This window comes from Sphingomonas sp. J344 (genome assembly GCF_024700005.1).
Classification (GTDB): domain Bacteria; phylum Pseudomonadota; class Alphaproteobacteria; order Sphingomonadales; family Sphingomonadaceae; genus Sphingomonas.
Genome location: NZ_JAJONB010000001.1, coordinates 1,535,413 through 1,548,817, shown reverse-complemented (window position 1 = coordinate 1,548,817; position 13,405 = coordinate 1,535,413). Strand labels below are relative to the sequence as shown.

The window sequence follows — 13,405 nt, the reverse complement described above, 5'->3', positions numbered from 1 at the left end:
GATCGCCAACGCTCGGTGCCAGGTCTGAGGCTTCTTCCCTTGCCGCCGCCACCCCGCGCCGCCTAAAGCCTTAGGTCATGTGGCAGCTTTACCAATTCCCCCTGTGCCCCTTCTCGCGCAAGGTGCGCCTCGTCCTCGGTGAGAAGGGCGTCGGCTATGAGCCGGTGCGCGAATCGCCCTGGGCCCGGCGCGACGAGTTTCTCGACATGAACCCGGCGGGCCAGACCCCGGTGATGGCCGACGATCGCGGGGTGGTGCTGATCGATTCGGTCGCGATCTGCGAGTTTTTCGAGGAGACGGTGAGCAAGGCCGCATTGCTCAACGGCACCGCGGCGGACCGCGCCGAAATCCGCCGATTGGTCGCGTGGTTCGACACGCAATTCTTCCGCGATATCACCGGGCCGCTGCTCAACGAGCGGATGATCAAGCGCATCGTCCAGCGCGCGACGCCCGACAGCGGCGCATTGCGGGAGGCGATGAAGGCGGCGGTCGCGCATCTCGACTATATCGATTTCCTGCTCGACCACCGTACCTGGCTGGGCGGCGCGACGATGAGCCTCGCCGATCTGGCGGCTGCGGCGCAGATCAGCGTTGCCGACTATCTCGGCGGGATCGACTGGAAGAGCCACGAACAGGCCAAGCGCTGGTATGTCGGGATGAAGAGCCGCCCGAGCTTCCGTCCGCTGCTTGCCGAGCGGATGGAGGGGATCAACCCGCCGGCGGATTACGAGAAGCTCGACCTGTGAGCGGGGGCAGCGCCGTGGTGATCGGCGCGACTGGCGGGATCGGAAGCGCCATTGCCGATGCGCTGGAGGAGGAAGCGGCGCACGCGAAGGTGTGGCGCTTCGGCCGATCGCTGGCGGGCGACGCGCATCTCGACCTGACCGATGAGGCCAGCATCGAAGCCGCCGCCGCGCGGGTTGCCGACGGTCCACCACCGTCGCTGATCTTCGTCGCGACGGGCATCCTTGGCGAGGGCGAGCGCGGGCCGGAAAAGGCGTTGCGCGATCTTGACCCAGACTGGCTGGCGCGCGTGTTCGCGATCAACACGATCGGCCCGGCGCTGATCGCCAAGCATTTCCTGCCGCTCATGGCGCGCACTGGCACCCCCGTGTTCGCCGCGCTGTCCGCGCGCGTGGGGAGTATCTCGGACAATCGGCTGGGCGGGTGGCACGGCTATCGCGCGTCCAAGGCGGCGCTCAACATGCTGATCCGCAATTTCGCGATCGACGCACGGCGACGCAACGACCGGTCGATCGTGATCGGTCTGCATCCCGGAACGGTGGATACTCAGCTGTCGGCACCCTTCCGCGGCACGATCGCGCCGGGCAAGCTGTTCGACGCCGAGCGCGCGGCGCTGCAATTGCTGGATGTGGTCGAGGGGCTCAAGCCCGGAGACAGCGGCAAGTGCTTCGCCTGGGACGGGGCAGAAATCCCCGCCTAAAACTCGTCCTCCAGAACCTGCTCCCGCCGCCGGTCGTCGCGTCGGCCACGGTCGCGGGGCTCCTCGAACTCCTCATCCGGCGCAGGATCACGCCGCGGGCGAGTCATTTCGATGCTGCCGTCGCGATTGACGCGCACGCCCAGTTCACGGCCGCCAAAGCTGCCCTCGAATTCGATCCCGTCCCCGATGAAATTCTCGCCATCCTCGATCAGGACGTCGGTTACGTTCTCGACCACCGGCTCGGGCCGCGGCCGCGCCGCGACGCCCAGCGCCTGGCTCATGAAATCGCGCCATACCCGCGCGGGCATGCCGCCGCCGGCGAGGCCCGCATTGGGGCTGTTGTCGTCATTGCCCATCCACACGCCGGTGATGATGCCGTTGGAATAGCCGAGGAACAGCGCGTCGCGATTGTCCTGCGTCGTTCCGGTCTTGCCGAAGGTGTCGATCGCCAGCGCCGCACTACGCCCGGTGCCCTCGGTCACCGTCGCGGCGAGCAGCTCGCGCATCCCCTCGAGCTCGGCACGCGAGAGCGACCGCGTCGCGCCGGTCAGCCGCGCCGCCCAGCCCGGCTCATCGGCGTCGGATAGACCGCGCGGGCGCACGGGTGTGGTGCCGCTGGCGATCGCGGCATAGGCGGCGGTCAGTTCGATCAGCGAAACGCTCGACGTGCCGAGTGCGATCGACGCCTCGCTGGGAATGGGCGAGGTGATGCCGAGATCGCGCGCGGCACGGATCACGGCGGCGACTCCGACCCGCTGGGTCAGCCGCGCGGCGGTGACGTTGCTCGACCGCGCAAAGGCCTCACGCAGCGTGATCGGGCCGCGATAGCGCCCGTCGCTGTTCTTGGGACTCCAGTCGCCGATCGTCACCGGCTCGTCGCGCACGATCGAGTCAGGGGTCATGCCCGAGCGCAATGCGGCGAGATAGACGAACAGTTTGAAGGTCGACCCCGGCTGGCGCTGCGCCTGGGTCGCGCGGTTGAAAGGCGACTCGGCGTAATTCTTGCCGCCGACCATCGCGATCACGCGGCCATCGGGGCGCATCGCAACGATCGCCACCTGCGCCTTGCGCAGACCCGCATTGCGCACCGCGCGTTCGGCGGCGCGCTGCATCTTCGCCTCCAGCGTGGTGGTGACCGTCGTGTTGGTTACGATCTCGCCCGAGCGGTCGCGCGCTTCGGGCAGCACCCAATCAGCGAAATAGGTGCCGCTGGGCAGCGTCTTGACCCTGGACAGGCGCAGTCGCGCGGGCTGCACCGCCTTGCCCTCCGCCTCGGTAAGAAAGCCGGCATCCACCATCGTGCCTACGACCACCGCCTGCCGCTCGCGCGCGCCGGCAAGATTGGACGAGGGGGCGAGCCGTGAGGGCGCCTTGACCAGACCCGCCAGCATCGCCGCCTGCGCCACGGTCAGATCGGCCGCGGGGCGGCTGAAATAATGGCGCGCGGCCGCATCGAGGCCGTATTGATTGTCGCCGAAATAGACGTTGGACAGGTAGCGCGAGAGGATCTCGTTCTTGGTCAGCCACGCTTCCAGCCAGAAGGAGATCAGCACCTCCTGAAACTTCCGCCCGAAGGTGCGGTCGGAATTGAGGAAGGCGTTCTTCGCCAGCTGCTGGGTGATCGTGCTGCCACCCTGACGGCTGTTGTCGGTGAACATGTTGTTGACGAAGGCGCGCATGATGCCGCGCGGATCGACCCCCCAGTGGGATTCGAAGCGGCGATCCTCGACCGCGACGAACGCCTGGACGACATGGTCGGGCAGCTTCGACGCATCCACCGGCTTGCCCACCACCGCACCGGTGCGCGCAATCGGCGTCCCCTCCGCCGACAGCAAGGTAATCGAGGGCGGGACCGGCGGTTCGAGCGACTTGCTGAGCGGTGCGGTCAACACCAGCCAGGCGACGGCGGCGATGAACAACAGGATCGCGATGCCGATCAGCCGCGGGATCCAGCGCCACTTCCGCTTGCGGACGATGACCGGCAAATTGACGGTATAGTCGCCCAGCGGCGGCGCGCCGCCCGCCATCGCGGGCCGGGGCGGGACAGCAGGACTGCGTGGGTCCGAAATCTCGGGATAAAGGGTGTCGTAACGCATCGGACCGGACACTGTATTAGGCCCTTACGACAGCACGGGCAAGCGCCCGCCATGCGCGCCGGTGCGGCATGGCGGGCGCCCGGCTCATTTCGCCGCAGCCGGCTTGGGAGCGGCTGCCGCAAGACCCGGCACATAATCTGCGCCTTCGAGCACCTGGATGCTCGACCCGGTAAAGTCGCCGATCGGTTCCGCCCGGCCGCCAAGGCATTTGGACAGGAACCCTTCGCTGATCGCAAAGAAGGACAGGCGGTTTTCGGGCCGGACAAAGCCATGCCCCTCGTCGGGATAGTTGATGTACGTGACCGGCAGCTTGCGTGCCTTCATCGCCGCGACGATCTGGTCGCTTTCGGCCTTCACCACGCGCGGATCATTGCCCCCCTGCCCGATCAGCAGCGGTTTGGTGATCGCGTCGACGCGGGTGATCGGCGATTGCGCCATCATGCGCTTCAGATCCTCGGGCTTATTGGGGTCCCCGATATGCTTGTAGAAGGTCCCCTCCAGGATCGGTCGCCAGTACGGCGGGAAGCTCTCCATCAGCGTCTTCAGGTTCGACGGGCCGACGATATCGACCCCGCACGCGAACCGGTCCGGCGTGAAGGTCAGGCCGACCAGCGTGGCATAGCCACCATAGGAGCCGCCCATGATCGCGACCTTGTCCTTCGACGTCACGCCCCGCGCGATCGACCAGTCGACCGCGTCGATCAGGTCCTGGTGCATCTTGCCCGACCATTCGCCGATCGCGGCGTTGACGAAGCCCTTGCCGAAGCCGGTCGAGCCGCGGAAATTGACGCTGAGCACCGCATAGCCGCGATTGGCGAGCCACTGGTGCGCGCTGTTGTATCCATAGCCGTCGCGCGCCCATGGGCCGCCATGGACGAACAGCACCATCGGCACGGGCTTGTCCGCCTTGCCGTCCTTGTTGGCGTCGGCGCCGGGCGGAAGCGTGAGGTAGCTGACCAATGTCTTGCCATCGCCGGTCGGGATCTCGACCGGCCACATCGGCTGGAGCGCATAGGCCGACAGGTCGGGTCGCGTCTCGTAGAGCTTGGTCAGGCTCTTCGCCTTGCGATCATAGATATAGGCGGCGGCCGGTCGCTCCGCCGCGCTCGCCGCGACGATCAGTTTCGACCCGTCATCGGTCGCAGACATGATCGACACTTCGCCGGGCAGCTTCGCCTTGAGGAAGTCGAGATCCGTCTTTGCCTCCGCATTGAGCGGGGTCCATTCGTTCTTGAGATAGTTCACCGAATAGGCGATCGGCTCATAGCTCTCGGGGTCGGTCAGCAGCCCCTGAATGTCGGCCTTTTCGCTCGCCGCGATCACCTCGCTCTTGAGTGTTTCGGGGTCCATCTTGATCAGTGCCGCCTTGTCGCGACCCCGACTGTCGACCCAGTAGAGCGCGGTGCCGTCCTTGTTGAACCCGATCGGCGCGGTGGTGAAGAAATCCTCGTTCGCCACCGTCATCACCTCGGCCCATTTGCCGTCGGCACCCAAGCGGAAATATTTGCTCCCGCCACCCGGCACCTGCTGGAATGCGAAGCGGGGTTTGAGCTGATTGTCGGTGACCCAGCCGCCATAGCCGGGGTTCTCCATCACCAGCTTGCTCTCACCAGTCTTGTAGTTGACCTCATACAGGTCGAAGAACTGCGGGTTGCGGTCGTTGAGGCCGATCAGCACGACATCGGGGCGCAGCTTGCTCACCCCCTGGATCTGCGCGCGGACCTTGTCCCCCGCCTTGGTCAGCGCGGTATCCTTGAGCGTCGCGATATCGACCGAATGGACGCGGAAATTCTCGTTCCCGCCGCTGTCCTGAAGATAGATAATGTGCGCGCCATCGGGTGCCCAGAAATAGCTTTGCAGTCCGCGCTTGCTCTCCTTGGTAACCGCCTTCGCCGCGCCCAGGTTGCCGATCGGCGCGACCCAGACATTCATCACGCCATCGACCGGCGACAGCCAGCTGACATGCTTGCCATCCGGGCTGATCTGGCCCCCGGCGCGGCTGGGGTTCCCGAAGATCTTGTCGCGCGGGATCAGCGTGTCCGCGCCCGATTGCGGCGCGGGTCCGGCGGTGGCGGCGCTTCCGGCGGCGAGCAGGGCCGCGCCCGAGAGCAATGCGATCGTGAGTCGTTTCATGGCTTTCCCTCCATTGGTCCGACCAAGATAGTGCCGCCGTGTATTATTTCAATAATACACTACTCCGCGACCGGCACGAAGTTCAGGTGGTGGAAGTCATAGCTGAAATCGGCGAGCGGAGAGAGCGCCTTCATCGTCACGCCCGTCACCTTGCCATTTGCGGTGGCAAAGGTGACGACCGCGTCCTCGCCCTTGCCCGGCACCATCCGGGTGCGGAACGCGTCCGTTCCCCATGGATCGAGGCGGCTGGCGAATTGCGGATGGGGGGCGAAATCGATGTGAAGCATGCCGCCGCGTTCGCGAACCACAATGTCGCCATACCAAGGGTCGCGGTAGCGCCCGGCATAGGCGGCCAGTGGCAGGCTGGGGCCGCCGGCCGGCCGCTGCGCGTCGCCCTCACCCATCGCCGCGACCGCGCTTTCGATGGCCAGCTTGTTGCGGGCTACGTAGTTGGCAACCCAGTCATAGGCGGGGATGCCGAGCAGATGGTCGAGAATCGCGTTGCGGATACCGCCCGACACGCTGTCTTCGGTGTTGCTGAGCACCGCGACGCCAATTCCCGCTGAGGGGATCAGCGCGGTCTGGGTCACCTGACCCGAAAGGCCGCCCGAATGGCTGATCAGGCGGCGGCCGCGATAATCCTGGACGAACCAGCCCAGCGCATAGCCCTGCATGATCGAGCGCACGGGATTGAGGTCGGTGGGGCCATCGCTCGACGCCACCACCACCTGCGGCGACCACATCGCCGCCGCGCTCTCGGCGCTCCACAGGCGCTTGCCGTCGGGCAGCGCGCCGAGCGCCAGCTGCACGTCCAGCCATTTGGCGACATCGGCGATGCTGGCGTTGATCCCTGCCCCGGCATCGACCACGGGCGATTCATCGGGTTCGATCACCGTCATCGGCCCGACCCCGCGTACCGGCGGCCCCAGCCGCGCGTGTCGGCCTGCGACGTTGGTCGTCTTGAGCAGGTCGAGCGAGGGCACCGCATCGGCCATGCCGAGCGGCTCCAGCATCCGCGTGCGGATGAAGTCGCGCCAGCTCATCCCGGACTTGGCCTCGATCAGCGCGCCGGCGACGATGTAGAGGATGTTGTCGTAATCATAGCCGCCCCGGAACGGGCGCACCGGCTGAAGGAACTGCAGTGCGCGGATCGCATCCTGCGCGGTGCGATTGGAGCGCGGGAAATAGAGCAAATCGCCCGCCCCCAGCGGAAGCCCCGAGCGGTGAACGAGCAGGTCGCGGACGTTGAACAGGCTGGTCACCGCCGGGTCGGCCATCTTGAAGTCGGGCATATGCTGGGTGAGCCGGTCGTCCCAGCCGAGCTTGCCCTCCTCGACCAGCATCGCCAGTGCGGCGGCGGTGAACGCCTTGCTGTTCGACGCGATGCCGAACCGGGTGTGGACATCGACCGGCGCGGGGCGGCCCATGGTGCGCACGCCATAGCCCTTGAGCCAGACGGGCTGCCCCTTGCGCACGATCGCCACCGCGATGCCGGGAGTCTCGAACGCGCGCATGAAATTTGCGACGATGGGGTCGATCGTCGTATCGAGCGATGCCGCCTGCTGTGCCCAGGCGGGAAGCGCGAGGCTCGCCGCGCCGCCGATCCCTAGCGCCAGCGCCGCCCGCCGATCGACCGTCAATCCTGTCATCTGTCCCACCCCATACTCGTCACCCCGGCCTTGTTCCGGGGTCCACTGTGCGGCACGCGCATCGCAAGAGCCTAGAAGACCGACCTTGCCGCCCGGTGGACCCGGGCACAAGGCCGGGGTGACGAGAGCGTCAGCACCAATGATGAAGCGTTACGCCTCGAGCTCGACGTCCCAATAGAGCCAGTCGCGCCAGGTATCGTGGAGATAATTGGGCGGGAAGCGGCGGCCATGTTCCTGCAGCTGCCAGCTGGTCGGGCGGATCGGTGCCATGAACAGCGGCATCGCCGCCTGTTTCGGCGTGCGCCCACCCTTTTTGAGGTTACACGGCGCACAGGCGGTCGCGACATTCTCCCATGTCGTGCGCCCGCCCTGCGCGCGCGGGATGACATGATCGAAGGTCAGATCGCGGTGGCTACCGCAATATTGGCATTCGAACTTGTCGCGCAGGAACAGGTTGAACCGGGTGAATGCCGGGAATTGCGACGGTCGCACATATTGCTTGAGCGCGATAACGCTGGGCAGCTTGATGCGCGCGGTGGGGCTGCGCACCTCGCGCTCATAATGGCTGACGATATCGACGCGATCGAGGAACACTGCCTTGATCGCTGTCTGCCACGGCCAGATGCTCAGCGGATAATAGGAAAGCGGCGTGTAATCGGCATTCAGGACGAGCGCCGGGCACCCCTGCGGATGTCGGATCAGATCGGGATGGTACATGGTCCCCCTCTCTTGCCGCTCGTCGGTCGCGACCGGGGCTTATTCGCCGCGAGCCGTGACATCGCTATGACAGCACGGCGCGCGACTCGTGGTCAAGGGCCGGTTTGCGCGGGACTGTGAACAAATGGCGGTGAGACAGAAAGACGGGTTTCCGCCACGAGCGGGGCTTTTACCGTGCGCAGCGATCCGCTAGGCGGCGGCGATGCCAGCGATCATCCATTGCGACGTTGCCATTGTCGGAGGAGGTTTGGCGGGGGGGCTGATCGCGCTCGCATTGCGGCGCAAGCATCCTGCGCTCGACATCCGTCTGATCGACGGCGGACGCAATCTGGGCGGCAACCACCTCTGGTCCTTCTTTGCCAGTGATGTCGCACCTGCCGACCGATGGCTGGTCGCGCCGCTGATCTCCTATGGCTGGACCAGCTATGACGTCCATTTCCCCGCGCACGCACGCACACTGAAATCACCCTATTACTCGATCGAGTCAGAGCGGTTCGATCAGGTCGTGCGCGCCGCGATGCCCGCGGACGCGGTGATGACGCGGCGCAAGGTGCTGGGTGCCAGTGCGCGCGCGGTCGTGCTGGCCGATGGCGACCGGATCGAGGCGGGCGGCGTGATCGATTGCCGCGGTCCCGGCGACCTCGGTAAGCTCGACCTGGGCTGGCAGAAATTCTTCGGGCGAGAGCTGACGCTGGCCGAGCCTCACGCGCTCAAGCGCCCGGTCATCATGGACGCCACGGTCGCGCAGATCGACGGCTATCGCTTCATGTACGCTTTGCCCTTCGCGGCGACACGGCTGTTCCTTGAGGACACCTATTACAGCGACACGCCCGAGATCGACGTTGCCGCCTGCGCCAAGCGGATCGACGCATGGGCCAGCGCGCGCGGGATCATGGTCGAGGCTGCGACGCGCGAGGAAGCGGGGGCCCTCCCGGTGGCGATGGGCGGCGATTTCGAGGAATATTGGAAATCGGGCGGCAATCGCGTCGCCAAGGGGGAATGCGCGCCGGGCTGTTCCATCCGGTCACCGGCTATTCGCTGCCCGATGCGGTGCGGCTTGCCGCACTGATCGGCAATGCACGCGACCTGTCGGGCGCAGCGTTGCACGACCTGACCTATGGCCACGCCCGGCGGATATGGCGTCAGCGCGGATATTATCGCATGCTGTCCGCGATGCTGTTTCGCGCCGCCGAGCCGGCCGAGCGCTATCGCATCCTCGAACGATTTTATCGACTGGACGACGGGCTCGTCGCCCGCTTCTATGCCGGTCAGTCCAGCATATTCGATCGCGCACGCGTTCTCGCCGGCAAACCGCCGGTGCCGGTCAAGCGCGCACTCGCCGCGATCAGGGGGTCAAGCAGATGAAGCGTGCAGTGGTGATCGGGGCGGGGTTCGGCGGACTGGCACTTGCCATCCGCCTGCAGTCCGCGGGCGTCGATACGATCGTCATCGAGGCCCGCGACAAGCCGGGCGGGCGCGGATATTATTGGGAAAAGGACGGGTTTGTCTTCGATGCCGGCCCCACCGTCATCACCGCGCCGGAAGCGCTGGAGGAATTGTGGGCGCTGACCGGGCACCGCATGGCCGACGATGTCACGCTGGTTCCGGTCTCGCCCTTCTACCGCCTCAACTGGCCTGACGGCACCAGTTTCGACTACACCAATGACGATACGCTGCTGACGAGCGAGATCGCCAAGCTCGATCCGGCCGACATCGCCGGATACCGCCGCTTCCTCGACTATTCGGCCGGCGTGTACCGCGAGGGCTATGAGAAGCTCGGCCATGTCGCGTTTCTCGACTTCACCTCGATGGTGAAGGCCGCACCCGCGCTCGCCAAATATCAGGCGTGGCGCAGCGTCTATTCGATGGTCTCGACCTTTGTGAAAAACGAGAAATTGCGCGAGGCGCTGTCGTTCCACACCTTGCTGGTCGGCGGCAATCCGATGACCACCAGCGCGATCTATGCGCTGATCCACAAGCTGGAGCGCGACGGTGGCGTGTGGTTCGCCATGGGCGGCACCAACCGGCTGGTCGCGGGGATGGTCCGGCATTTCGAGCGCCTCGGCGGGAAGCTGGTGCTCGGCGACGGCGTCGAGGAGATCGAGACGCTGGGCGAGCGCGCCACCGCCGTCCGCACCAAATCGGGCGCGCGGTTCGAGGCGGATATGGTCGCCAGCAATGCCGACATTGTCCACAGCTACCGCGACCTGCTCAAAAGCTCGCGCAGTGCCCAGCGCACCTCCGCCAAGCTTGAACGCAAGCGCTTCTCGCCGTCGCTGTTTGTCGTCCATTTCGGGATCAAGGGTACCTGGCCCGGCATCCCGCACCACATGATCCTGTTCGGCCCGCGCTACAGGGAACTGCTCGCCGACATCTACGATCATGGCGTGCTGAGCGAGGATTTCTCGCTCTACCTCCACCACCCCACTGTCACCGACCCGTCGATGGCGCCCGAGGGGCATTCGACCTTCTACGCGCTCGCCCCCGTGCCGCATATCGGCAAGGCACCGGTCGATTGGGAACAGGTCCGCCCGGTGCTCGAAAAGCGCATCCTCGACGAAATCGGTCGTCGCCTGATCCCCGACATCCACGACCGGATCGTCACCAAATTCAGCTATGCACCCACCGATTTCCGGCACGACCTCGCCGCGCATCTGGGGAGTGCATTCAGCCTTGAGCCGATCCTGACGCAGAGCGCCTGGTTCCGCGCGCACAACCGCGACGATTCGATCGAGAATATGTATTTCGTCGGTGCCGGAACCCATCCCGGCGCAGGCATTCCCGGCGTGGTCGGCAGCGCCAAGGCGACCGCCGCGCTGATGCTGGAACAGGAGCAAGCGTGAAGCGCCTCGCCATCTATTGCGGCTCCGCCACCCCGGCGGACCCGGTCTATATCGAGAACGCCCGGTTCGTCGGCCGCACGCTTGCCGAGCGCGGAATCGGCGTCGTCTATGGCGGCGGGCGGTTGGGGCTGATGGGCGCGATTGCCGATGCGGCGCTGGAGGCGGGCGGCGAGGTGATCGGGGTGATCCCGCAGGCGCTGGTCGATGCCGAGGTTGCGCATCGCGGCTGCACCGAACTGCACATCGTGCGAACCATGCACGAGCGCAAACAGGCGTTCACCGACCTGTCCGACGGCTTCATCACCCTGCCCGGCGGAACCGGGACGATGGACGAATTGTGGGAAGCGATGAGCTGGGCGCAGATCGGCTATCACGCGAACCCGGTCGGACTGCTCAACGTCGCGGGCTATTATGACGGGCTGATCGAATTCGTGGCGAAGATGGGCGAAGTCGGATTCCTCCGCCCGCAGCATCAGTCGATCCTGATCATCGACGATGATCTCGACGCGCTGCTGGCGAAGATGGCGGCGCATGTCCCGACACAGACGGTGGGGCAGATCGGCAGCAAGGACCTGTGACCCTGCCAACGCCCAGCCGCGAGTCGGTGGTGGCGGCCGCGCGTGAGAGCATCGCCAAGGGTTCGAAGAGCTTTGCTGCGGCGAGCAGGTTGTTCGACCCGCAGACCCGCGAGCGCGCCTGGCTGCTCTATGCCTGGTGCCGCGCGTGCGACGACATCGCCGACGGGCAGGAACTGGGCCATGACGCACAGGTCGTCGCGGACCCTGCCGCCGCCCTCTCGCGCATCCGCACGCTGACCGACAAGGCGCTGGCGGGCGAACCGACCGGCGAGATGGCGTTCGAGGCGCTGCGCATCGTCGCCGCCGAAACGCGCATGCCGCACCGTTTCGCGCATGATCTGGTCGAGGGGTTCGCGCTGGACGCCAAGGGCTGGTTTCCGCGTTCCGAGCACGACCTGATGCAATATTGCTACCATGTCGCCGGCGCGGTCGGATGCATGATGGCGGTGGTGATGGGGGTCGATCCAGAGGACGACGCGACGCTGGATCGCGCCTGCGACCTCGGCCTCGCCTTTCAGCTCGCCAATATCGCGCGCGATATCGAGGCGGATGACCGCATCGGTCGTTGCTACCTGCCGATGGACTGGCTGGTCGAAATGGACATCCCGCCGGGCCAGCATCTGAAGCCGCCGTTCCGCCAGCGCCTCACGGTCATGGCACGTTGGCTGGGTGAGTTCGCCGCTGCACATGAGGAAAGCGCGCGGCTGGGCACCCCCGCGCTCGGATTTCGCTCGGCCTGGGCCGTGCTCGCAGCGACGGGCATTTATGGCGGCATCGCGCGCGAGGTGATAGCGCGCGGCGATCATGCCTGGGATCATCGCGCGGGAACGAGCAAGGCTACCAAGATCGGCTGGATCGTTCGCGCTTTCGGTCAGGCGCTGATGCGGCACCAGCTCTACGCACCAAAGCCGCGCTCACCCGATTTGTGGACGCGCCCGCGTTAACCGCGCCTCTTCACCGACTCGCAAGGCGGAAATTGGCAGATGATGGGCGATGACGACGCTCTCGCTTCAGCTTTCCCGTGCACTGGCCCGTGGTCGCGCCGAGCCGGCCTCGCCGCCGACCCGCGCCGACCTGCTCGCCACGCTGCTGCGCAAGCGCGCCGCCGCGCGCAATGCCGGCGCGGCTGAGCTCGAGGCGATGCTGATCGAACAGATCCGCTGGGCGCTCCCGGTCGAGCGCGGCTAGACCGTTCCGGGCAGCTTCGTCGCCACCCATCCACCCGCGATCGGTGCCGCAACCGCGGCGATCTGCATCCACAACGGGTGCGGGATCATGAACAGCGTCATCACGCCGAAACAGATACCGATCAGCACGACGATCCACCCGGCGGGTTGCCATTGCGCGACCTTGGCACCGACCCACGCCCCGGATATCGCGCCTAGGAACCAGGCGACCACCACCGCGATCTTCGCCTCCAGCGGCACGACATCCATCAGCTTGGCGAGTTGTGCCGGGTCCGACACATCAACCCCGGATGGCGGAGTCCAGATGGAGTGAGAGATCATCTCGACGATCCACACCGTCGCGCCCAGCGCGACCACGCCCGCAACAACACCCAGTATCTTGCGCATTCCGCCTCTCCCGCGATTGCGGAGCGGATCATAACATCATTGCGATAGTGCAACAGCGCTCAATAGTGGCGTGGCTTGGTCTCTGCGCGCGCCATCTGCTCGCCCCGGCGGTGACAGGTTGCGGCAATCGTCGGATAGGAGAGATCGGTGTGACGCGGCAACACCTGTGCCATCGCCGCCTGGCATTGCGCCGCGCTTTGATACCGGACCGGCTCGACCCGCGCCTGCTGGCATTGATCCTGGAAATCGCCGCAGCCAAGAATGGCCATCACGTAGAAAACCGGTTCCATCGTCTCGCTCCTCGCCATGCATAACGGATGGCGGGCGGGCTTTGTTTCATTGCATCGGGACACGCGCAGCCCCAGATACTG

The 13,405-nt window shown here is 66.0% G+C and carries 13 protein-coding genes and 1 pseudogene; 8 read left to right on the top strand and 6 right to left on the bottom strand.

Features of this window, described 5'->3' with window-relative positions; translation table 11 throughout:
• The first annotated feature begins 77 nt into the window (after nt 1-77).
• Entirely contained in the window at nt 78-746 is a 669-nt protein-coding gene (locus LRS12_RS07905; protein WP_257844084.1) for a glutathione S-transferase family protein, read from the top strand.
• Nucleotides 743-1,444, top strand: a complete 702-nt coding sequence (locus LRS12_RS07900; protein ID WP_257844082.1) for an SDR family NAD(P)-dependent oxidoreductase — start codon at nt 743-745, stop codon at nt 1,442-1,444. Before LRS12_RS07905 ends, LRS12_RS07900 begins: the two co-directional genes overlap by 4 nt.
• Here the strand turns inward: LRS12_RS07900 and LRS12_RS07895 are convergent.
• The 4 genes from LRS12_RS07895 to LRS12_RS07880 all read right to left on the bottom strand — a co-directional run bounded on the left by LRS12_RS07895 (nt 1,441) and on the right by LRS12_RS07880 (nt 8,039).
• Nucleotides 1,441-3,540 carry a transglycosylase domain-containing protein gene (locus LRS12_RS07895; protein ID WP_374580566.1) on the bottom strand — a complete coding sequence of 700 codons (2,100 nt, stop codon included), beginning with the start codon at nt 3,538-3,540 and terminating at the stop codon, nt 1,441-1,443. The two genes, LRS12_RS07900 and LRS12_RS07895, sit on opposite strands and share 4 nt — an antisense overlap.
• 84 nt (nt 3,541-3,624) lie before the next feature.
• Entirely contained in the window at nt 3,625-5,673 is a 2,049-nt protein-coding gene (locus tag LRS12_RS07890) for a S9 family peptidase (RefSeq protein WP_257844080.1), read from the bottom strand.
• A 59-nt stretch (nt 5,674-5,732) separates the two neighbouring features.
• Complete coding sequence (locus tag LRS12_RS07885; RefSeq protein ID WP_257844079.1) at nt 5,733-7,322, bottom strand: serine hydrolase; 1,590 nt, start codon at nt 7,320-7,322, stop codon at nt 5,733-5,735.
• Between the two features lie 150 nt (nt 7,323-7,472).
• Complete coding sequence (locus LRS12_RS07880) at nt 7,473-8,039, bottom strand: HNH endonuclease (protein WP_257844078.1); 567 nt, start codon at nt 8,037-8,039, stop codon at nt 7,473-7,475.
• A gap of 202 nt (nt 8,040-8,241) precedes the next feature.
• Between LRS12_RS07880 and crtY the strand changes: the two genes are divergently transcribed.
• The 6 genes and pseudogenes from crtY (at nt 8,242) to LRS12_RS07855 (ending at nt 12,648) form a co-directional block, all read left to right on the top strand.
• Nucleotides 8,242-9,108, top strand: coding sequence for a lycopene beta-cyclase CrtY (crtY, locus tag LRS12_RS07875; RefSeq protein WP_308222989.1), 867 nt, complete (start codon nt 8,242-8,244; stop codon nt 9,106-9,108).
• Nucleotides 9,039-9,404 carry a lycopene cyclase family protein gene (locus tag LRS12_RS19960; protein WP_308222988.1) on the top strand — a complete coding sequence of 122 codons (366 nt, stop codon included), beginning with the start codon at nt 9,039-9,041 and terminating at the stop codon, nt 9,402-9,404. Before crtY ends, LRS12_RS19960 begins: the two co-directional genes overlap by 70 nt.
• Nucleotides 9,290-10,882 (top strand): annotated as a pseudogene (locus tag LRS12_RS07870) (phytoene desaturase); the annotation flags it as partial. The gene LRS12_RS19960 and the pseudogene LRS12_RS07870, both read left to right, overlap by 115 nt.
• Nucleotides 10,879-11,460 (top strand): TIGR00730 family Rossman fold protein, encoded by a 582-nt coding sequence (locus LRS12_RS07865; RefSeq protein ID WP_257844075.1) that lies wholly within the window; start codon nt 10,879-10,881, stop codon nt 11,458-11,460. The pseudogene LRS12_RS07870 and the gene LRS12_RS07865, both read left to right, overlap by 4 nt.
• Nucleotides 11,457-12,404: a phytoene/squalene synthase family protein gene (locus LRS12_RS07860; RefSeq protein ID WP_374580561.1), complete on the top strand. Its 948-nt coding sequence runs from the start codon at nt 11,457-11,459 to the stop codon at nt 12,402-12,404. The genes LRS12_RS07865 and LRS12_RS07860 overlap by 4 nt, the downstream gene beginning before the upstream one ends.
• A 49-nt stretch (nt 12,405-12,453) precedes the next feature.
• Nucleotides 12,454-12,648 (top strand): hypothetical protein, encoded by a 195-nt coding sequence (locus LRS12_RS07855; RefSeq protein WP_257844074.1) that lies wholly within the window; start codon nt 12,454-12,456, stop codon nt 12,646-12,648.
• On the opposite strand, the gene LRS12_RS07850 is transcribed toward LRS12_RS07855, so the two are convergent.
• Entirely contained in the window at nt 12,645-13,034 is a 390-nt protein-coding gene (locus LRS12_RS07850; protein WP_257844073.1) for a hypothetical protein, read from the bottom strand. The two genes, LRS12_RS07855 and LRS12_RS07850, sit on opposite strands and share 4 nt — an antisense overlap.
• A gap of 59 nt (nt 13,035-13,093) precedes the next feature.
• Nucleotides 13,094-13,324, bottom strand: a complete 231-nt coding sequence (locus LRS12_RS07845; RefSeq protein WP_257844072.1) for a hypothetical protein — start codon at nt 13,322-13,324, stop codon at nt 13,094-13,096.
• Between the last annotated feature and the right edge of the window lie 81 nt (nt 13,325-13,405).